Origin of the sequence: Kocuria rhizosphaerae, from assembly GCF_044462265.1 — a bacterium.
GTDB lineage: Bacteria > Actinomycetota > Actinomycetes > Actinomycetales > Micrococcaceae > Kocuria > Kocuria rhizosphaerae.
Window position 1 is genome coordinate 22,377 of record NZ_JBISWL010000132.1, and the last position, 20,506, is coordinate 42,882.

Consider the following 20,506-nt stretch of genomic DNA (forward strand, 5'->3'; position numbering starts at 1 on the left):
CCGGCCTTGATGACCTGCCCGCTGAATTTATGGTCCTGAGCGTAGGCTCCGGGACACGGCCCTCTCGTCCCCCAGGAGGCCTAACCGGTCGGATCGGTCGCGGTGGCCCCTGCCTGCGGCAGGGGGGTGATCCGGACCCGTTCCACACGTGTGCGGTCGGTGGCCAGGACCTCGAGCCGGTACCCAACCACCTCCACGACGTCGCCCGGGCGGGCGACCCGACCCAGACGGTCCATGACGAATCCGCCCACGGTCTCGTAGGGACCCTCGGGGATGACGAGGCCGGATTCTTCCGGGACCTCCTGAATGATGAGCCCACCGTCCACGAGAACGGCCTCGCCCTTGCGCAGCACCGTGTCCTCGTGCTCGCGCGGCCCGGTGTCGAACTCGTCGTAGATCTCTCCCACGAGCTCCTCGACGAGGTCCTCCAGGGTCACGATGCCGGCGGTGCCGCCGTACTCATCGACGACCAGCGCGATGTGGTGGCCGCCCTTGCGCATGAACTGCAGGGTGCGCAGCACGTGGTTGGTTCTGGGCAGGAAGGGGATCGGTCGCACGATCTCACGCAGGGTGCACGGTGGGGCCTCGATGACGCCGTTCCCGTCGGCATCGGCCACCACGAGGTCGCGGATGTGCACGAAGCCCAGGATGTCGTCGATGTCCTCCCCTGTGACGGGGTAGCGGGAGTGCGGCAGGGACAGCGCCACGCGGTAGGCCTGCGTGGCAGAGAGGGTGCCGTCGAGGAAGTGCACGTCGGTGCGCGGTCGCATGACCTCGGCCAGGCGGCGGTCTCCGGCCTCGAAGACGTCGGTGAGGATGGAACGGGAGACGGGGCCGAGGCCGCGGGTGTCCACGACCATCTCCCGGATCTCGTCGGCGGTGACCTCCTGCGAGAGGACGTAGGGGTCGGCCCCGAGCAGACGGACGACGGCGTTGGTGGAGGCCGAGAGCAACCAGATCACCGGGCGCATCAGCTTCGCGAACAGGTTCAGGGGCGGGGCGAGAACCCGGGTGAAGCCCATTGCCCGCTGCATGGCCAGACGTTTGGGCACCAGCTCCCCGAACACCAGCGAGAGATAGGCGATGACCAGGGTCATGCCGATCAGCGCCAGGGTCTGCGCCGCGGCACCAGACAGCCCTGCCTGTTCGAGCAGAGGGGCCACATCCGGGGCGATGGTGGAGGCGCCGTAGGCCGACGAGAAGAACCCCGCCACCGTCACACCGATCTGCACGGCCGAGAGGAAGAGATTCGGGTCTCGCACCAGCGCCGCCGTCCGGGCGCCCTTGCGGCCGGAGCGTTCGATTCTCTTGATCTGGCTCTCCCGCAGGCTCACGATCGCCATTTCGGTGCCGGCGAAGACACCCCCGATCACCACGAAGGCCAGCACGAGCACGAGGTTCACCAGGGTGTCGGAGTCCATGGCGTCCACGCTACTGGCCTCCCAGGCCAGGCCGGCGAAGCATGGGCAGGGCGATCGGGCCGGAGGAGAGTGCTTCAGATCGCCGCCCACCGCCCCTTCTCGCGGGACGCTGGTTCGCTTCTGCATCTGGCAAGTCCCTGGGGACACAGCTCCGCCCAGAACACCGACGGTCTCCTCCACCAGGACCTCCGGCTCGTGCCTGGTGAAGCGCGGTCGATCACAACCCCGGCGCGGGCCTCGGCTTAGGATCATCGCGTGGCGGAACTCAGCGCGATGGTACTCATCAAGGTGATCAGCACCGCCTGTACGACGACCGGAGTGGCGCTGCTGGTTGCGGCGCTGCTGGTGCGGTGCTGCTACGCGTGGTGGGTCAAGACCGCGGCTATCCACGTGCACGATGACGAACGGCACCGGCTGCGCTGGCACACCAACCGCTACGAGCTCCATGAGGAGTTCTGGCCTCACCCGCCGGAGCCGCCTCCGCCTCCCGGGGCAGAAGTGATCGTTTACTACCACGCTCACGACCCCGCGCGCTGGTCTCTCACCGATCCGGCGCGCTGGACCCGTTTCCTCGCCGTCGTGGGGGTGCTGCTGGCCGCAACAGGATTTCTGGTGCGCTTCCTTCCAGCGTGAGCACGTGCGCGGGCCGCTGCGGGGCCTGGGGACGAAACGGACCGGATCGGGCCGACGCCTGGCGCGGCGACGCAAGGCCGACGGGGATCGGGTCGGGCGGGGCGACAAGCCCTGAGTGGCGTCGTGACGGGCGCCCGCCGCCGCCGACCTCCTCGTTCTCGTAGACGTCCTGGACACCGTCGTGATCGGCGTCGATGGACTCGCTCTTCTCGATGGCCCGGTAGCGGCGGTTCCGCGCCCGCAGCAGGACCCTGGACAGTGGGGCCTCCAGGCCGGAGGCCGTCAGGACGGCGACCTTGGCCTGATCGGCCCCCGCACTGCCGGGGGGAAAGCTCAGCTCGAAGATGGGACTGTACGTTTTTCGGTGTAACTCCCGAACTGGGTGGTATGACCGATGGACAACCTCATGACGTCGCAGGACGTGGAGGTTTGAAGGCCCGTGACCGTGCTGTGTGATGTCCTGAGACATCACAGTTCGCGGTGACCACCCGGATGAACCCCCGGGGCGCCAAGGCGATCGCCGGCATTGACGGGTACGCCTGGACAACGATCCGCTACCCCAGGCGGTCTGGGAGGAGGCCGAGCAGCACTGGATCTCCGACGCGCAGGTCGCCAGGGTCCCCTTCACCGCCTTCACCTCCCGGGTGGCCGAGCACCTGGCCTGCCGTCCGGTCGTGCGCCGGGTGAAACGGCTGCAGCCGCTGGCCCACCTGCCCTCCGCGAAGTACGCGGACAACGCGGCCTGGATCTCCTGCACGGCGATCGCCTTCAATCTCGCCCGCGGCCACCGCGGTGGCCGCGCATGACCCGCGACCGCCGGGCCACGCTGCGCACCCGGATCATCAACATGCCCGCCCGGATCGCCGCCACCGAACCACCCGCCACCGCCACCGCCTGACGATCCAGTCCACCACGGGCGCGTTGCGAGGACCGAAGTGCCAGAGCCGGGGAGACCGGCGACTCACTCCTGCCTGCCGAACCCATCGACTCGGACACCGCTCAGCAAACACGGCTGCGCACCCACGTCGGCAAGTCAGGGCGCAGAGACCCAGGACGGCCGAGGCGATGAGGAAGTAGACGATCACGCCCGAGGCGTCCACCAAGGTCGTGATGAACGGGTTGGAGAACACGGCGGGTGGACCTCGAGGAACGGGTATGAGCCCGCCGACCGTGGCCGCGGGGACGCTGACCACGAGCAACGTCAGCCCGATGACCGCACCGACGGCCCAGGCGTAGACGGCCCCGACCCCCAGTAGGCCCGCGGCGCCCAGTCTCGCGCCGAGCAGGGTCCGGACCCGCACCTCCCGGAAGCCCACCCGGCCGACGTCCCGCACGCCCATGTCCCGCACGACCACGTCGCCCAGCGCCAGGGCCCGGGTGACCGTCGTGGCCGCCTGCTTGCCGGTGCTCCCGCCCGTGCCGTCCACGACCGGCAGCGCCACGAGCTGCTCGGCCGCGCCCAGGCGGGCCGCGTCCTCCGCGGGCACGTGCGCCTCCACGGTGACGGCCTCCCGCATGACCCCGGCGACCGGCTCCGCCGCGTCCGTCCCGAGCAGCCGCCGCAGACCCGTGCGGATCCGCTCCGTGCCCGGGACGTCCACAGTGCCGCCATTCCGGCCCGGAACCAGCCTGCCCGCTCCGTCGAGGTCCCCGTGAGGTCTCAGGCCAGGGAGATGAGGTCCTGGTACTCCTGGCTCCACAGGTCCTCGGTGCCGTCCGGCAGGATCACGACGCGCTCCGGGTCGAGGGCCTCCACCGCGCCCTCGTCGTGGGAGACGAGCACGACGGCGCCCTCGTAGGTGCGCAGCGCGTTGAGGATCTCCTGCCGGGAGGCCGGGTCCAGGTTGTTGGTCGGCTCGTCCAGCAGGAGCACGTTCGCCGAGGACGCGACGAGGGTCGCCAGCGCCAGACGGGTCTTCTCCCCGCCGGAGAGGACGCCGGCGGGCTTGGCGACGTCGTCGCCCTGGAAGAGGAACGACCCGAGGATGTTGCGCACCTCGGTGTCCGCGAGGTCCGGGGCGGCGGTGCGCATGTTCTCCAGCACCGTGCGGTCGTGGTCGAGGGTGTCGTGCTCCTGGGCGAAGTACCCGAGCTTGAGCCCGTGGCCGGGGCGGACCTCGCCGGTGTCCGGCTGGGCCTCGCCGGCGAGCATCCGCAGCAGGGTCGTCTTGCCCGCGCCGTTGAAGCCCAGGATGACCACCCGGGAGCCCTTGTCGATGGCGAGGTCCACGTCGGTGAAGATCTCCAGGGACCCGTATGACTTGGACAGCCCCGAGGCCGTGAGGGGGGTCTTCCCGCAGGCGGCCGGCTTCGGGAAGCGGATGGCCGCCACCTTGTCCTGCTGCCGTTCCCCCTCGAGGCCGTCCATGAGCCGCTCGGCGCGCTTGATCATCTGCTGGGCGGCCACGGCCTTGGTGGCCTTCGCGCGCATCTTGTTGGCCTGGTCCATCAGCGCGGAGGCCTTCTTCTCGGCGTTCGCGTACTCCCGCTTGCGGCGGTGCGCGTCCTGCTCGCGCTGCTGGAGGTAGTTCTTCCAGCCCATGTTGTAGACGTCCACCACGCACCGGTTGGCGTCGAGGTAGAGGACCTTGTTGACGACCATCTCCATGAGCTCCACGTCGTGGGAGATCACGAGCAGCCCGCCGGAGAAGTTCTTCAGGAAGTCCCGCAGCCACACCACCGAGTCGGCGTCGAGGTGGTTCGTGGGCTCGTCGAGCAGCATGGTGTCCGCGGCCGAGAACAGGATGCGGGCCAGCTCCACGCGGCGGCGCTGACCGCCCGAGAGGGTGCGCAGCGGCTGGTCGAGGATCCGCTCCGGCAGGTCCAGGTTCGAGGTGATCGTGGCCGCCTCGGACTCCGCGGCGTAGCCCCCGCCGGCCAGGAACTCCGACTCGAGCCGGTCGTAGCGGCGCATCGCCTTGGCGCGCACGGCGTCGTCGTCGGAGGCCATCTCCTGTTCGGCCCGGCGCAGGCGGGCCACGACGCCCGCGAGGTCGCGGGCGGAGAGGATGCGGTCGCGCGCCAGCTGATCCATGTCGTCGACCTTGGGGTCCTGCGGGAGGTAGCCGATGCTCCCGGTCCTGGTCACCGTCCCGCCCGCGGGCAGGGTCTCGCCGGCGAGCACCTTGGTCATGGTCGTCTTGCCCGCTCCGTTGCGTCCGACGAGCCCGATCCTGTCCCCCCGGTCCACGCGGAAGGAGACCTCGTCCATCAGCAGCCGGGCGCCGGCACGCAGTTCGAGGTTCTGGACAGTGATCACGGAGGAGACCTTTCGGCAGGAGGTGGGGTGGGGCGCCCGGACGGGCAACCCATCCATCCTACCGGAGCACCCTGCCGCGGCGCTGTGACCTGGATCAGGTCCCGGCCCTCAGACCCGGGGGTCAGCCGTGGTGCGGGGGCATCTCGTCCGCGAGCGACGACGAGGCGTCCGGCAGCGTGACGGCGTTGTACTCCACGATCTGCCAGCCGCGCTGGGGGTGCTCCGCCAGGACGGTCCACGCGCAGTTGCCCATCCCGGCGAACATCTCACGCATCCGCGGCGGGGCGTCGAAGAACGCGAGCACGCCGCCGCGCATGGCGGCGCCGTGGCCCACGAGCACCCCCGTGCGGCCGGGCTCCAGGGCGTCCGCGGCGTCGCGCATCACCGCCCGCATCCGTTCGTCGACCTCGGAGGGAAGCTCCGCCCCCGGGACGCGGTAGTCGTCCTCGGTGAGGAACTTCTCGTAGACCTCGGGGTGGCTCCGCCGGAACTCGGCGAAGGTCGTGCCCTGCCGGATCCCGACGTCGTACTCCCGCAGGCGGGGGTCGAGCACCACCTCCTGGCCGGTGAGGGCGGCCAGCTGCTCGGCCGTGCGGCGGGCCCGCTGCAGGTCGCTGGACCAGATGAAGGACGGCTCGAACGAGGCGAGCGCGGGGGCCGCCCGGCGCGCCTGGCGGCGCCCCACCCGGTCCAGGGGGATGTCGGCCTGGCCCTGGGCCCGGTCCTGGACGTTCCACTCGGTGCGGCCGTGGCGCCACAGCACCAGCCGGCGGCCGGCCACCCGGCCGGTGGACTGCTCGGACATCGTCGCCTCCCCTCCGGCTGCTCGGCGGCACGCCGCCGGTCCCATCCTGGCTGAGGCCCCCTTCCACGAGGGGACGCGGTGCGTTCGTGTCGTCCGTGTGACGTGCCCCACTCTTCCGCATCGGACGCCCCACCAGTAGTCTCCGGCTCGGATCCACCCGCCGGTCCGCCGGGGTCGTTCTCCCGGGGGAGTCTGCTCGTGGCCCGGCCCGCGTCCTCCGAACCGGAAGTGAGCACCCATGCGCCAGGACGTCCAGAAGTGGTTCGCCCGCCGGAGCTACCACGGATCGCAGTGGTCCCCCGAGCAGCTGCTCGCCCACAAGGGCGGCCGGACCGTGAGCGTGGTCCTGCCGGCCCGGAACGAGGCGGAGACCGTGGGGCAGATCGTGGCCGCCCTGCGGGAGGGGCTCGTGGAGACCGTGCCGCTGATCGACGAGCTCGTCGTGATCGACTCCGACTCCACCGACGAGACGGCGCTGATCGCCGCGGCGGCCGGTGCCCGGGTCTTCTCCCAGGCCGAGATCCTGCCCGGGCACGGGAACGTCCCCGGCAAGGGCGAGGCCCTGTGGAAGTCGCTGGCGGTGACGAGCGGCGACGTGCTGGCGTTCATCGACTCGGACCTCAAGGAGTTCGACACCGGCTTCGCGGTGGGCCTGCTCGGCCCCCTGCTCACGGAGCCGGGGGTGCAGTTCGTCAAGAGCTGCTACGACCGCCCGCTCAACGACGGCACCACGATCCTGCCCGCCGGCGGGGGCCGGGTCACCGAGCTGGTCGCGCGGCCGCTGCTGAACCTCTTCTGGCCGGAGCTCGCGGGCCTCGTGCAGCCGTTGGCCGGGGAGTACGCCGGTCGGCGCTCGCTGCTGGAACGGATCCCCTTCGTCTCCGGCTACGGCGTGGAGATCGGGATGCTCATCGACGTGCTGGAGACCGCCGGCCTGGACGCCATGGCGCAGGTGGACCTGGGGGTCCGCTCGCACCGCAACTCCAGCGACGCGGCACTGGCCCGGATGGCCGCGCAGATCCAGCTGACCGTCAGGTCCCGGCTGCGGTGCGAGGTCCCGGCCGGCGGGCACGCCACGCAGCTGACCCAGTTCCTGCGCGAGGGCGACCGGTTCCTCGCCGACACCCACGAGATCGTCGTCGGCGAGCGCCCGCCGATGGTCGAGGTCCCCGAGTACGGGGCGCTGCCGGCCGGCCGGGTCGCATGAGCGGGCTGCGCGTCCTCGTCAACGCCGGTCCCTGGCTGCCGGTGCCGCCGGACGGGTACGGGGGGATCGAGACCGTCGTGGCCACACTCGTCCCGGAGCTGCGGCGCGCGGGGGCGCACGTCACCCTGGCCACCGTGGGACCCTCCACGCTCGAGGCCGACGCCCACCTGCGGGTGCTCGACGAGCCGGCGTTCCGCTCCATCGCCATGCCGTACAACCGGGTCTCCGGCATCGCCCACGCTCACATGCAGGGTGTCGTCGCCGCGATCCGGGACGGCGGGGACTGGGACGTCGTGCACGACCACCTCGAGGTGGTCGGGCCCGCGGTGCTGGGGGCCATGGGCACCGCCGCACCGCCCACGCTGCAGACCCTGCACTGGGACCTCCGGAAGCACCCGGACTTCTACGCCCGCTTCGACGGCCGCGGTCGGGTCGCCTTCGCCGCCGTCTCGGCCTCCCAGCTGGAGCGGGCGCCCCGGAACCTGCAGGAGCAGACCATCGGCGTGGTGCCGCTCGCGGCACCCCCGGCCCTGGCGGTGGACGTGGACCCCGGGTCCCACGCCCTGGTGCTCGCCCGGATCACCGCGGACAAGGGACAGGACCTCGCCGCCAGGATCTGCCGGCGTGCCGGGATCCCGCTGGTGCTCGCCGGGCCGGTCGCGGGCATCGGCGACCCCGCCGAGCTGGAGCGCAGGCTCGCCGACGGCGACGAGGCGCTGCAGGCCCACCCGGACGTGCAGTACTGGTGCCAGGACGTCCGCCCGCTGCTGGACGGCACGACCGTGACGTGGGTGGGCGGGGTCGCCGGCGAGGAGAAGGAGCGGCTGCTGCGCTCCGCCCGCGTCCTCCTGACCCCCAACCGCTGGGCCGAGCCCGGCGCCACGGGAGTGGTGGAGGCCCTCTCCCGGGGCGTCCCGGTGCTCGGCACCCCCCTGGGCGTGCTGCCGTCGCTGGTGGAGCACGGCCGGACGGGCTTCCTGGCCGCCGAGGAGGACGAGCTCGTGCGCCTGCTGCACCGCGTCGACGAGCTGGACCCGCAGGCGTGCCGGGCCGCCGCCGAGCAGTGGACGCCGGCCGGCATGGCGCGCCAGTACCTGGACCTGTACACCCGGCTCCTGGAGGAGAACCGCTCATGACGCTGCGCATCGCCCTGGTCGGGGCCGGCTCGGTCGCCCGCCGTCACGTCGGTGTCCTGCACCGCCTCGGCGGGGCCCGGGTGGTCAGTGTGACCGACCCGCACGAACCGGCCGCGGAGGCCCTGGCGACCGAACTCGGCGCCGCGGCCTTCCATGACCCCGAGCAGGCGCTCGACGCCGTGGCGGCCGACGCAGTCTACGTGTGCGTGCCGCCGTTCGCGCACGGACCCGGCGAGCGCGCCGCGCTGCGCCGCGGGCTCCCGCTGTTCGTGGAGAAGCCCGTGGGCCTGGGCCTGGACGTCGCCGAGCAGATCGGAGCCATGGTCGAGGCGGCCGGCGTCGTCACGGGGACCGGCTACCACTGGCGCTGCCTGGACACCGCGGGCCGGGCCCGCGAGCTGCTCGCGGAGTCCCCTCCGCTGCTGGCCAACGGGTACTGGCTGGACAAGCGCCCGCCCGTGCCCTGGTGGGGCTGGACCGAACGCTCGGGCGGGCAGGTCGTCGAGCAGCTCACGCACGTGCTGGACATGGCCCGCTACCTGCTGGGCGAGGCCGTGGAGGTCTACGCCGCCGGGATCCGCAAGGCCCCCGACGGGGCGCCCCAGGACTTCGGGGACGTCGACGACGCGACCGCCGCGACCGTGCGCTTCGACTCCGGAGCGGTGGCCACGCTCGCGGCGACCTCGGCACTGGCCGCCAAGCACCGGGCCGCGCTGCACACCGTGAGCCGCGGCCTCTACCTGGAGCTCTCCGAGGACGGGCTCACCGCGTTCGCGGCCGAGCGCACCGACCACTGCCCCGGCGAGGACCCCCGGGTCACCGTGGACCGGGAGTTCCTCGAGGCGGTCCGGGGCGAGCGCGAGGCCACCCGGGCGCCCTACGGCGAGGCCCTGCGCACGCACCGGCTGGCGTGCGCGATCGCCGAGTCGGCCCGCTCCGGCGTCCCCGTGCGCCCCGGAGGCACCGGGTGAACGGACGCCGCAACCTCGTGGTCCCCGCCCGCGGCCGGATCGAGATCGTCGACGAGGAGCTGCCCGCGGTCCCCGACGGCGGGCTGCTCCTGGAGACCCTCGTCACCGGCCTCTCGGCGGGCACCGAGCTGGCCTTCGTCAAGGGCGACCACCCCGGGCTGCACTCCCGGCACGACACGGAGCTGGGCCTCTTCCGCTCCGGGACCCCGGAGCAGGGCTACCCGGTGCGCCGGCTGGGCTACATGGAGGTCGCCCGGGTCGCCGAGTCGCGGACCCCGGCCTTCGCGCAGGGCGACGTCCTGGCCACCGCGTACGGGCACGCGACCGCGCACGTGGCCGACCCGATCGCCGAGCACCTCGTGCCGCTGCCGGACGAGCTCGACCCGCTGCTGGGGGTCTTCGTCGCCCACTTCGGACCCATCTGCGCCAACGGGCTGCTGCACGCCGCAGCGGACGCCGGACCCGTGCGCGGGCTCGGCGACGGCGTGGCCGGCCGCCTGGTCCTGGTCACCGGCGCGGGACCCGTCGGCCTCGTCACCGCGCTGTTCGCCCGCGCCCTGGGCGCCCGTGAGGTGGCGGTGGCCGACGCCGACCCGCGGCGCCGGGCGCTGGCCGAGCGGATGGGCTTCTTCCCGCTGGACCTCACCGACGACCCCGGCCGGGTCCTCAAGACCCGCTGGCGCCACGGGCCCGGCGACCACGGCGCGGACGTCGTCTTCCAGTGCCGGGGCAAGCCCGAGGCGCTGCACGCCGCCCTGCGCGCCGTGCGCCCCCAGGGCAGCGTGATCGACCTCGCGTTCTACACCGAGGGGGCCGACGCCGTGCGGCTCGGCGAGGAGTTCCACCACAACGGGCTCAGCCTGCGCTGCGCCCAGATCGGACGCGTGCCGCGCGGGCTCGCCCACACCTGGGACCGGCAGCGGCTCTCCGCCGAGACCACGCGCCTGCTCGCCGGCCACGCCGGCGAGATCCGCGGGCACCTCATCAGCGACGTCGTGCCCTTCGACGACGCCCCGGCCCTGATGCACGACGTCGCCGCGCGGCGGCGGCACGTGCTGACGGCCGTCTTCGTGGTCGAGGACCCGGCGTGAGCCGTTGCGGGCACCCCGGCCGCCGGTGGACAGCCGACCGACAGTCCTCTTAGTGTTGGGACGATCTCCACCCTTCCCCGCCCACGCCCCCGAGGAGCGCCCGCATGGCCACCCCACCACGCCCGGATCCCCAGACCCCCGGCTCCGCTCCCGGCTCCGGGTCCGGGTCCAGCTCCGCCCCCGACGTCCTGGCCCGGCGCTCGCCCGGGGACCACGAGCGCAACCACGAGCCGGAGCACGACGAGATGGGTCAGCTCGAGCACGCGGCCCAGTCCCTGGCCCCGGCCGTGGGGCCCTGGTCGGACACCCTCGGGCGCGCCGGCTCACGGGCCGCGCAGTCCCTGCTCGTCGCCGCGGTGGTCGTGGGCCTCATCTGGATCCTGCTCCGGGTGAAGATCGTCGTGATCGCCGTGATGGTCGCCCTCATCCTCGCCTCCGCGGTGGCGCCGGTGGTGAAGTGGCTCGAGCGCAGGGGCTGGTCCAACCTGCTGGCCACCCTGACGGCGTTCCTGGGCATCCTCCTGCTGCTCGGGGGCATCGTCACCGGCATCGTGTTCACCATCCGCAGCGAGTGGGACACGCTGACCTCGCAGGCCTCCAGCGGCTGGAACGAGCTGCGCCGCCTGCTCGAGTCCACCCCGCTGCCGGTGGACACCGCCAGCGTGGACGCCGCCGTGCGCCGTGCCTCCGAGTTCGTCACGAGCGGCAGCTTCGCCGGCAGCGCTCTCAGCGGGCTGTCCGCCGCCGCGTCCTTCGTCACCGGCCTGGTGCTGATGATCGTGATCCTGTTCTTCTTCCTGAAGGACGGGGAGAAGATGTGGAACTTCACCCTGCGCTGGTTCCACGGCGAGCGCCGGGCCAAGCTCGCCGAGTCCGCCGACCGCGGCGCGCAGGTGCTCGGCGGATATGTGCGCGGCACGGCCTTCGTGGCCCTCATCGACGCCGTCTTCATCGGCGCGGCCCTGCTCATCCTCGGGGTGCCGCTGGCCGTCCCGCTGGCGGTGCTCGTCTTCGTGACGGCGTTCATCCCCGTGGTGGGGGCGACCATCGCCGGGATCGTCGCGGCCCTGGTCGCCCTGGTCACCAACGGCCCCGTCGTCGCCCTGATCGTGGTGGGCTGGATCATCGTCGTCAATCAGATCGAGGGCAACATCCTGCAGCCCGTGATCATGGGCCGCACCCTGAGCCTGCACGCGCTCGTCGTGCTGCTCGCCCTGACCGTCGGGACCCTGATCGGGGGCATCTTCGGCGCCATCCTGGCGGTTCCCTACACCGCCGTCGCGTGGGCCGTCATCCAGGTCTGGTCCGACCGATACCAGGTGGGCGACGACCCCGTGCTCGGACCCGACCCGTTGAGCCCCAAGGACCGGGTGGCCGCCAAGGCCACCATGGCCGAGCGGTGGAAGTACCAGCGGATGCGGCTCCAGCAGGTCGGCGGCAACCGGCTCGGGGCCACGAGGCGGGACGCGGCACGCGCCCGGCCCGACTCCGGGGACGCAGATGCCGAGGACCCCGCCGAGAAGCTCTAGGCTGGCAGACATGACCAACGCCGAACGCCGCCGCACCGTCACCGCCGAGGACTACGTGAACATCGGCCTGTTCGCGGCGCTCACCGCAGCCCTGTCCCTGCTTCCGGGCATCTCGCTCGGCGCGGTCGGGGTGCCGTTGACCCTGCAGACCCTCGCCGTGTTCCTCACCGGCCTGGTCCTGGGCGGCACCCGCGGTCTGCTCGCGGTCGGCCTCTACGTCGTCCTGGGCCTGATCGGGGCGCCGATCTTCGCCGACTTCCGCGGCGGACCCGACGTGCTCGCCGATCCGTCCGCCGGGTACATCCTCGCCTTCCCCTTCGCGGCGGCCGCGACCGGCTACCTCGCGCAGTGGCTGATCCCCGCCCGCCGCTACAACGACGGCGGAGCCACGAACGCCCGGTACGAGCGCACCGGCACCTACACGCTCCGGCTGCTCCTGGGGACGCTGGCGGGTTTCGTGGTGATCCGGCTCGGCGGCATCCCCGGGCTGGTGGTCAACGGGGACCTCACGTGGGGGGACGCCTTCCTGGCCGACCTCACCTTCTGGCCCGCGGACCTCCTGAAGTGCGTGCTCGCCGCGGTCATCGCCGTCGGCGTGCACAAGGCCTTCCCCCGGATCGCGGGCGCCCGCTGATCCCGGCCGGGCCTGTCCTCCGTGCGACGGCTTAGTCTTCCCGCATGACGTTCAGCAACGACTCCCAGCTGGATCCCGGCCGCGTCGGCGGCGGACGCGGCCGGCGCGGGGCCGCGATCGGCGGTGGGGTCGGCGGCACGCTGCTGCTGCTCGTCGTCGCCCTGATCTTCGGCCCGGACGCCGTGGACACCCTGACCGGCGGGGACCCGGGCCCCGGAGCAGGAACCACCGCGGAACAGGAGCGCGAGCAGCGGTGCCGGTCGGGCGAGGACGCCAACCGGTACACGGACTGCCGGATGATCGCCACCGCGCAGAGCCTCGACCAGTTCTGGGACGAGTACCTGCCGCGGACCACGGGCGAGGCCTACGTGCTGCCGGACGTGTTCCTCTTCGAGGAGCGGACGAACACCGGATGCGGCGCCGCGTCCTCGGCCGTGGGGCCCTTCTACTGCCCTGCCGACCGGAGCGTCTACCTCGACGTCGGATTCTTCGACGAGCTGCAGCGGCAGTTCGGCGCCGAGGGCGGGCCGCTGGCCGAGGAGTACGTGCTCGCCCACGAGTTCGGCCACCACATCCAGCACCAGCTCGGCACCCTCGGCTACGCCCAGCAGGATCCGCAGGGCCCCGAGTCGGGTGCTGTGCGCGTGGAGCTCCAGGCCGACTGCTTCGCCGGTCTCTGGGCGAACGGGGCGTCCGGGGACACCTCCGGCGCCGTGCAGCTGGACGAGATCACCCCGGCGCAGCTCGCGCAGGCCCTCGACGCCGCCGAGGTGATCGGCGACGACCGCATCCAGGAGACCATGCAGGGCCGCGTCTCACCCGAGGCCTTCACCCACGGCACCTCGGCCCAGCGGCAGGCCTGGTTCACCGCCGGCTACGAGACGGGCGACATCGCCCGCTGCGACACCTTCGACGCGCCCGACCTGGACGATCCCGCCTCGCTCGCCCGCTGAGCCCGCACTCCGGCTCACCCCCCTCGGTGTGGCCGCCCGCTCGGGCCACGCGGCAGTCCGGAGCGGGCGCTCCGGTCCGGGGTCCTCACCGACGGCGGCTGTCCCGCACCTGCACGGCCACGTTGTCCCGGCGGACGTCGAACAGGCCCGTGGCCTCGATCAGATCGCTGAGCTTGCGGTACCCGTAGTTCCGGGAGTCGAAGGACGCCTGGTTGCCGATCTGCTGGCCCACGGCGCCGAGGTGGGCCCAGCCGTCGTCACCACTGGCGGCGTCCACCGCGCTCCGCAGCATCCTGACCAGCCGGGCGTCCCCGCGCAGCGTCTGCTGAGGCGTCGCCGTGGGCGCCTCCCCCGGCGCCTCCCCCACGGGCTCGCCCAGGCTCTCCACGTAGGTGAACTGGGAACACGCATTGATGAACGGCTCCGGGGTCTGTCGCTGACCGAAGCCGTAGACCTTGTGACCGTCGGTGAGGATCCGCATCACCAGCGGGGTGAAGTCGGCGTCGCTGGAGACGATCGCGAACCCGTCGACCGAACCGGCGTAGAGCAGGTCCATGGCGTCGATCACCATGGCCATGTCGGAGGCGTTCTTGCCCGTGCTGTAGGCGAACTGCTGGATGGGCCGGATCGCGTAGGCGTGCAGGACAGCCTCCCACTGCTGCAGGTGCGGGCTCTTCCAGTTGCCGTAGGCCCGCCGGACGTTCGCGGCGCCGTGACGGGCCACCTCGGCCAGGATCACGTCGATCTTCGCCGCCGGGGCGTTGTCGGCGTCGATGAGCAGGGCGATGCGCTTCTCGTCGGTGTTCACGTCCCGAGCATGCAGGTCTCCCTCCCTCGGGTCAATTTCGGTCCCCGGGCACGACGACGCACCGCACGGCCGGTGCCCCTTCGGGCAGGCCGGCGTGCCCCGTGGAACGGCTCCCCGCGATCGGCGCCACGGCAGGGCGTCGGCGATCCTCGATGCATGACCGGCGCACACCGGACGGCCGATGCTCAGCGGGCCGAGGTCGGCGACGCCCTCGCGGCGGGTCGGCAGCGGGCCCGCGGCACGACCGCGGGTCCCGTCGTCGGGCCCCGCGCGGTGCTCGCGCTGCAGCGCCAGGCCGGCAACTCCGCGGTCGGGGCTCTGATGGCCGCCCGGGCCCGGTCCCCCGGCGAGCAGGCCGTCGCGGACATCGACGCCGCCCTGGTCGAGACACGCCGCGATCGGCCCTCGGTCGACACGGTCGAGAAGGGCCTGCGGGCCGCCCAGGCGGCGGGCGTCGCCGTCGAGCTGGAGGGCCCCAAGCCGCCGGCCTCCGCGCTGGCGGTGACCCGCACCGGCTTCGGACCCGAGGCGGTCGCGCCCCGAAAACCGGTGCCCCCGCCCAAACCTGTCCCGGCCGTCAGCCCGCTCGGCAAGGCCGCCGCGAAGGGAGCACGCCCCGGCAAGGCCGCCGGGAGACCGGCGGCGAAGGCCGGGCCCCGAGCTCCCGTCCCGGCCGCGGGCACCGGTCCCGGCCCCGCGCCGGGTCCCGCCTCCCTGACCGCCGACAAGCTGCTCCAGCCCCCGGTGGCGCCGACGCCCGTGCGCCCGGAGGAGGACCCGGCGTTCGCGGGGGTCGTCGGCTCCGTCAAGAGCGCCGCCACGGCCAAGAAGGCGCATCCTCCCGCGTCGGCCAAGGCGCAGGAGGCGCAGGGGGCCGCCGTCGCCCCGGCCGACGATCTCGGTGCGCAGGCGAAGGCGGCCAAGGTCGACACGATGGACGCCCAGCCGCCGGGCAGCTTCGACAAGAAGGCGTTCATCGCCGCGGTCAAGGCCGCCATCGAGGCGAAGTCGCCGAAGACCCTCGAGGAGGCCGCCGAGTACAAGAAGTCGGGGAAGGCCGGGGAGGTCAAGGGCGCGGTCAAGGGCCTGGTGGGTCAGGGGAAGGAGGGGCAGACCAAGGACATCGAGACGGCCACCGAGGCTCCGCCCGACCCGTCCAAGGCGGTGGCCAAGCCCGTCACGCCGATGGCCCAGGAGACGCCCGGGCCGGCGCCGACGGTGCCGCCCGCCGGAGCCGTCCCGAAGCCCGCGCCGCCCGAGCAGACCAACCTCGCCGCCGGCAAGCACGAGGCCGACCAGGAGATGGCCGACGGCGGGGTCACCGAGGACCAGCTGGCACGGTCCAACGAACCGGAGTTCCAGGCTGCCCTCGTCGACAAGAAGGCCGCCGCCGAGCACGCGGACACCGCACCCGCCGCGTACCGCCGACAGGAGCAGCAGACGATCGCACAGGACCGGACCGAGGCCGCCGCCGTCACCACGGCGGGCGTCACGGGCATGCAGGGCGCCAAGGCCACGGCCGTGGCCCGGCTGGTCGCGGCCAAGGGGAAGACCAAGTCGAAGGACGAGGCGCGCCGCGCGGAGGTCACGGCCAAGGTGCAGTCCATCTTCACCGCGACCGAGGCCGACGTGAAGAAGATCCTCGACGGCATCGACCCCAAGGTGGATGCCGCCTTCGAGAAGGGCGAGGCCGCCGCCCGGGCCGCGTTCGAGAACTACGTCGACGCCAAGATGTCGGCGTACAAGAAGGACCGCTACAGCGGGTGGCTCGGCGGCTACCGCTGGCTCCGGGACAAGGTCCGCGGCATGCCCGCCAAGGTCGACGAGTTCTACGCGGCAGGCCGGGAGCTCTACCTGAAGCGCATGGACGACGTCATCTCCGGGGTCGCCACGATCGTGGGCGACGACCTCACGAAGGCCAAGCAGCGGATCGCCAAGGGCCGTGCCGAGATCGCGTCCTACGTCGGCGGCCTGCCGGGGGACCTGCAGAAGGTCGGCGCGGAGGCCTCGCAGGAGATCGGCGACAAGTTCGACCAGCTCGAGGCCGACGTCGACGCCAAGCAGGAGTCCGTGGTGGACGCGCTGGCCACGAAGTACGCCGAGTCCCGCCAGGCGCTCGACGCCCGCATCGAGGAGCTCCAGGCCGCGAACAAGGGCCTCGTGGACAAGGCCATCGGCGCGATCAAGGCCATTGTCAACACCATCCGTCAGCTCGCCGCGATGCTCCGCAACGTCCTCTCGCGCGTGGCCGGCGTGGTGGGCGACATCATCAAGAACCCCATCGGCTTCCTCGGCCACCTCATCGCCGGGGTGAAGGGCGGCATCCTCCGGTTCAAGGACAACATCCTCGACCACCTGCGCAAGGGCCTCATGGGCTGGCTGTTCGGGGCCCTGGCGGAGGGCGGCGTCGAGCTGCCGGACACCTTCGACCTCAAGGGCGTCGTCAAGCTCCTGGCCTCCCTCTTCGGGCTCACCTGGGCCAGGATCCGGGCCCGCATCGCGAAGCAGATCGGCGAGCCGGCGATGGCCGCCGTCGAGAAGGGCGTGGAGATCTTCCAGCTCATCGCCACCCAGGGCGTCGCCGGGCTGTGGCAGCTGATCGTCGAGAAGATCGGCAACGTCAAGGACATGATCCTGGAGAAGGTGAAGGACTTCGTGGTCACGAAGGTCATCACCGCCGGCATCACGTGGCTGATCGGCCTGCTCAACCCGGCCGCCGCCTTCATCAAGGCCTGCAAGCTGATCTACGACGTCGTGATGTTCTTCGTGAACAACGCCGCCCGCATCGCCAAGTTCGTGGACACGATCATCGACTCGGTGGCGGACATCGTGCGCGGCAACGTGGGCGGCGTGGTCGCCAAGATCGAGAACGTGCTGGGCCAGATGGTGCCGATCCTCATCGGCTTCCTCGCCAGCGTGATCGGCCTCGGTGGCATCGGCCAGAAGATCCGCGAGATCGTGACCTCGCTGCAGAAGCCGGTCAAGCGGGCCGTCGACGCCGTCATCAAGGCCGGCCTGAAGCTCGCCGGTCCCATCATCCGCGGCCTCAAGAAGCTCGGCGGCACGATGAAGGCCAAACTCCGGGGAGGCGACGACAGTCCGGAGGGCAAGCAGAAGCGGCTCGACGCCGGCACCGCCGCCGCTCTCCAGGTGATGGACCGGTATGCGGGCCGTCCGGTCGGGGCGGCCGTCATCAAGCCGCTGCTTGCGGTGATCCGCACCCGATACGGATTGACGCGGCTGGAGCCTGTGGCGACCGGCGAGACGTGGTCCATCGACGCGGAGGTGAACCCCAAGAAGCGCTCCCCCACGTCGGCGAAGGTCGCGGGACCGAAACGTGGCCACCACGTGTTCGCCCTGGGTGTCGGCAACGCCATCGGGGACATGCACGCGGCCGGGCTGGAAGCGTTCGAGGGTCTGGACCTGACGCAGGCACCCGGAGCACGCATCCTCCTGACCGGCTTGCTCCAAGGCCAGGTGACCGCCCGCTCCATCCCAGAACTCACCGTTGCCAAGCCGGACGAGACACCGGCCGGAGGCGACGTGCATTCCAAGATCCATGGCGCCCGGCTCGCCGAGGCCCGCGCAACGGTGAAGACGCTCGCCTGGAGCCTGAGCCGCATGTACACCAGCAGCCCCGGCCGGGTGGACCCGGAGATCTCGACGGCTCATGTGGCCGCCTCCAGCGCTCGTGCCGTCATCGCGGTCGGTGCCTGGCTGGATTCCGTGGTGGATCTCGATGCCGCCCGGCTCGTCACCCAGGCAGCTGATCGGCGCGCGCTGAGCACGGGGCAGGCGAGGATCGCTGTGCTGAGAAGTCAGCTCGTGGACGTGATCCGGGGCGTCGCGGGCCGCTGACGAGCCGAGGCCCGGTCACGAGGTGGATGGCACAGCACGATGGACTGCTGCGGCCTCGCTGAACCGGCCGACCTCACGCCAGGGACAGGGCGAAGGACAGCGCGAAGCCGGCCGCGGTGCTCAGCGCCACCGCCGGCCCGCCGTGCTCGTAGGCCTCGGGCATCAGGGTGTCCGCGAGAGAGGCGATCACGGCGCCGGCGGCGAAGGCCAGCGGCAGGGAGATGGTCTCGGGGGCGCTGCCGGCGAGCGGGCCCGCCCCCAGCAGCACGGCCCCGACCAGCAGGACACCACAGACCGCCCAGAGCCCGACGGCCTTGCCGGCGGTCATCCCCTGCTCGCGCATGGACGAGGCGCCCACCAGGGACTCGGGCAGGTTCGACACGAAGATCGCGGCGAGCAGGGCGAGACCGCCGGTGCCCTCGGTGAGGGAGACGCCCAGCGCGACGTTCTCCGGGATGCCGTCCAGGGTCACCGCGGCCAACAGGGCAAGCCCCGCGGCACCGCCGGTGGAGGCCGCCGTGGGTCTCTTGCCCTCCGCCGCGGCGTCCGTGTCCAGCTTGACGCTGCCCTGCTCCTTCTCGGCGTCCTCGGCCCGGGGTCCGGGCTGGGCCCAGCGGTCCAGGAGCGCGCTCAGGACGGTGAAGACCACGGCCCCTGCGAACAGGCCGATGACGGCCAGCCAGATCCCGCCCCTCTCGTAGGCGTCCTCGAAGAGCTCGAAGGCCAGCGCCGTGATGAGCGCGCCGGCAGCGAAGGAGAGCAGGATGGCCAGAAGCCGCTTGGGCAGGTCGAAACGCACGCCGACCAGGGCCCCGATCACCAGGGGGCTGGAGGCGACGAGGCCGAAGATCAGTGCACTTCCCATATCTGAAGTGTATGGAGTCCCTTCCCCCGGTGCACGGACGTGGCCGTTGAACCGCTGGAATGTCGACTCCAGCTGTGCGCTCGGCGGGACGAGGCGGGACGACGTGAGATCGGGAGACGGAGACGACGGTGCCCCGACCACCTCACAAGAGGTGGGCGGGGCGCCGCCGTCAGGACAACGAACTCAGATGTTGAAGCCCAGGGCCCTCATCTGGTCGCGCCCGTCCTCGGTGATCCGCTCGGGACCCCACGGCGGCATCCAGACCCAGTTGACGCGCCACTCGTCCACGAGGGGCTCGAGGTTCGACGCGCACTGGTCCTCGATGACGTCCTGCAGCGGGCAGGCCGCCGTCGTCAGGGTCATGTCGAGCACCAGGGCGCCGTCCTCGGCCCACCTGCTGCCGTAGAGCAGCCCGAGGTCCACGATGTTCACACCGAGCTCGGGGTCGATGACGTTCTTGAGCGCCTCCTCGACCTCCTCGGTCGAGGGCCGGCCCGCCGTGGTGGACTCGGCGGCGGTCTCAGCGGGGGTGTCGGCCATCGCTGGCCTCCTTTCGGAGCTGGTCGGGCGGGACTACTGGGCCGCGGTCAGGTAACGGTCGTAGCCCTCGGCCTCGAGCCGGTCGGCGAGCTCGGGGCCGCCCTCGTCGACGACGCGGCCGTCGTGGAACACGTGCACGAACTGCGGCTTGATGTAGCGCAGGATGCGGGTGTAGTGGGTGATGAGCATGACGCCCATGTCGTTGTCCTCGAGGGCGCGGTTGACGCCCTCGGAGACGACCTTGAGCGCGTCCACGTCGAGGCCGGAGTCGGTCTCGTCGAGCAGGGCGATCTTCGGCTGGAGCAGCTCCAGCTGGAGGATCTCGTGGCGCTTCTTCTCACCGCCGGAGAAACCCTCGTTGACGTTGCGCTGGATCATGTCCGGGCTGATCTTCAGCTGCGCCATGGCGGCCTTGACGTCCTTGGTCCAGGTGCGCAGCGAGGGCGCCTGGCCGTCGATCGCGGTCTTGGCCGTGCGCAGGAAGTTGGAGGTCGTCACGCCGGGGATCTCCACGGGGTACTGCATCGCCAGGAAGAGCCCGGCGCGGGCGCGCTCGTCCACGGACATCGCCAGGACGTCCTCGCCGTCCAGGAGGACCTGGCCGGAGTCGACGACGTACTTGGGGTGGCCGGCGATGGTGGAGGCCAGCGTGGACTTGCCGGAGCCGTTGGGCCCCATGATGGCGTGCACCTCACCGGAGCTGATGGTCAGGTTGACGCCCTTGAGGATCGGCTTGGTGGTCTCGTCGTCGAGCACGACGGACGCGTGCAGGTCCTTGATCTCGAGAGTTGCCATG

18 protein-coding genes are annotated in these 20,506 nt (G+C 72.0%); 10 read left to right on the forward strand and 8 right to left on the reverse strand.

All coding sequences use genetic code 11. The annotated features are described in order from the left end of the window. Positions 1 to 80 precede the first annotated feature (80 nt). A complete protein-coding gene (locus ACH9EU_RS15255) occupies positions 81 to 1,421 on the reverse strand; it encodes a CNNM domain-containing protein (RefSeq protein WP_396414763.1) in 1,341 nt (446 codons plus the stop codon). A 255-nt stretch (positions 1,422 to 1,676) separates the two neighbouring features. Here ACH9EU_RS15255 and ACH9EU_RS15260 point away from each other — a divergent pair, with 255 nt between their 5' ends. Beyond that, entirely contained in the window at positions 1,677 to 2,054 is a 378-nt protein-coding gene (locus ACH9EU_RS15260; protein WP_396414764.1) for a hypothetical protein, read from the forward strand. A 644-nt stretch (positions 2,055 to 2,698) separates the two neighbouring features. Next, the gene (locus ACH9EU_RS15265) at positions 2,699 to 2,860 is read left to right on the forward strand and encodes a hypothetical protein (protein WP_396414765.1); all 162 of its coding nucleotides are present in this window, start codon (positions 2,699 to 2,701) and stop codon (positions 2,858 to 2,860) included. 36 nt (positions 2,861 to 2,896) lie between these two features. Here ACH9EU_RS15265 and ACH9EU_RS15270 read toward each other — a convergent pair whose 3' ends face one another. The 3 genes from ACH9EU_RS15270 to ACH9EU_RS15280 form a co-directional block, all read right to left on the reverse strand. After that, on the reverse strand, positions 2,897 to 3,655 hold the full coding sequence (locus tag ACH9EU_RS15270) for a magnesium transporter (protein WP_396414766.1): 759 nt from the start codon (positions 3,653 to 3,655) through the stop codon (positions 2,897 to 2,899). Positions 3,656 to 3,714: 59 nt separating this feature from the next. Beyond that, positions 3,715 to 5,313, reverse strand: a complete 1,599-nt coding sequence (locus ACH9EU_RS15275; protein ID WP_396414767.1) for an ATP-binding cassette domain-containing protein — start codon at positions 5,311 to 5,313, stop codon at positions 3,715 to 3,717. Positions 5,314 to 5,434: 121 nt separating this feature from the next. After that, complete coding sequence (locus ACH9EU_RS15280; protein WP_396414768.1) at positions 5,435 to 6,118, reverse strand: histidine phosphatase family protein; 684 nt, start codon at positions 6,116 to 6,118, stop codon at positions 5,435 to 5,437. 238 nt (positions 6,119 to 6,356) lie between these two features. On the opposite strand from ACH9EU_RS15280, the gene ACH9EU_RS15285 reads away from it, so the two are divergent. The 7 genes from ACH9EU_RS15285 to ypfJ all read left to right on the forward strand — a co-directional run bounded on the left by ACH9EU_RS15285 (position 6,357) and on the right by ypfJ (position 13,639). Then, on the forward strand, positions 6,357 to 7,325 hold the full coding sequence (locus ACH9EU_RS15285; RefSeq protein WP_396414769.1) for a glucosyl-3-phosphoglycerate synthase: 969 nt from the start codon (positions 6,357 to 6,359) through the stop codon (positions 7,323 to 7,325). After that, positions 7,322 to 8,461, forward strand: coding sequence for a glycosyltransferase (locus ACH9EU_RS15290; protein ID WP_396414770.1), 1,140 nt, complete (start codon positions 7,322 to 7,324; stop codon positions 8,459 to 8,461). The genes ACH9EU_RS15285 and ACH9EU_RS15290 overlap by 4 nt, the downstream gene beginning before the upstream one ends. Continuing rightward, positions 8,458 to 9,432, forward strand: coding sequence for a Gfo/Idh/MocA family oxidoreductase (locus ACH9EU_RS15295; protein WP_396414771.1), 975 nt, complete (start codon positions 8,458 to 8,460; stop codon positions 9,430 to 9,432). The genes ACH9EU_RS15290 and ACH9EU_RS15295 overlap by 4 nt, the downstream gene beginning before the upstream one ends. Then, entirely contained in the window at positions 9,429 to 10,523 is a 1,095-nt protein-coding gene (locus ACH9EU_RS15300; RefSeq protein ID WP_396414772.1) for a zinc-binding dehydrogenase, read from the forward strand. The genes ACH9EU_RS15295 and ACH9EU_RS15300 overlap by 4 nt, the downstream gene beginning before the upstream one ends. Before the next feature lie 104 nt (positions 10,524 to 10,627). Continuing rightward, positions 10,628 to 12,052: an AI-2E family transporter gene (locus tag ACH9EU_RS15305; RefSeq protein ID WP_396414773.1), complete on the forward strand. Its 1,425-nt coding sequence runs from the start codon at positions 10,628 to 10,630 to the stop codon at positions 12,050 to 12,052. Positions 12,053 to 12,062: 10 nt separating this feature from the next. Next, positions 12,063 to 12,686, forward strand: a complete 624-nt coding sequence (locus ACH9EU_RS15310; protein ID WP_396414774.1) for a biotin transporter BioY — start codon at positions 12,063 to 12,065, stop codon at positions 12,684 to 12,686. 44 nt (positions 12,687 to 12,730) lie between these two features. Then, entirely contained in the window at positions 12,731 to 13,639 is a 909-nt protein-coding gene (gene ypfJ / locus ACH9EU_RS15315; protein WP_396414775.1) for a KPN_02809 family neutral zinc metallopeptidase, read from the forward strand. A gap of 85 nt (positions 13,640 to 13,724) precedes the next feature. Here the strand turns inward: ypfJ and ACH9EU_RS15320 are convergent, their stop codons facing one another. Next, positions 13,725 to 14,447, reverse strand: coding sequence for an NYN domain-containing protein (locus tag ACH9EU_RS15320; protein ID WP_396414776.1), 723 nt, complete (start codon positions 14,445 to 14,447; stop codon positions 13,725 to 13,727). 156 nt (positions 14,448 to 14,603) lie between these two features. Between ACH9EU_RS15320 and ACH9EU_RS15325 the strand changes: the two genes are divergently transcribed. Beyond that, positions 14,604 to 18,305, forward strand: a complete 3,702-nt coding sequence (locus ACH9EU_RS15325; protein WP_396414777.1) for a hypothetical protein — start codon at positions 14,604 to 14,606, stop codon at positions 18,303 to 18,305. 73 nt (positions 18,306 to 18,378) lie between these two features. Here ACH9EU_RS15325 and ACH9EU_RS15330 read toward each other — a convergent pair whose 3' ends face one another. The 3 genes from ACH9EU_RS15330 to sufC form a co-directional block, all read right to left on the reverse strand. After that, on the reverse strand, positions 18,379 to 19,170 hold the full coding sequence (locus ACH9EU_RS15330) for a ZIP family metal transporter (RefSeq protein WP_396414778.1): 792 nt from the start codon (positions 19,168 to 19,170) through the stop codon (positions 18,379 to 18,381). Positions 19,171 to 19,353: 183 nt separating this feature from the next. Next, positions 19,354 to 19,710 (reverse strand): iron-sulfur cluster assembly protein, encoded by a 357-nt coding sequence (locus tag ACH9EU_RS15335; RefSeq protein WP_396414779.1) that lies wholly within the window; start codon positions 19,708 to 19,710, stop codon positions 19,354 to 19,356. A gap of 33 nt (positions 19,711 to 19,743) precedes the next feature. Continuing rightward, positions 19,744 to 20,505: a Fe-S cluster assembly ATPase SufC gene (sufC, locus tag ACH9EU_RS15340; protein WP_396414780.1), complete on the reverse strand. Its 762-nt coding sequence runs from the start codon at positions 20,503 to 20,505 to the stop codon at positions 19,744 to 19,746. Between the last annotated feature and the right edge of the window lies 1 nt (position 20,506).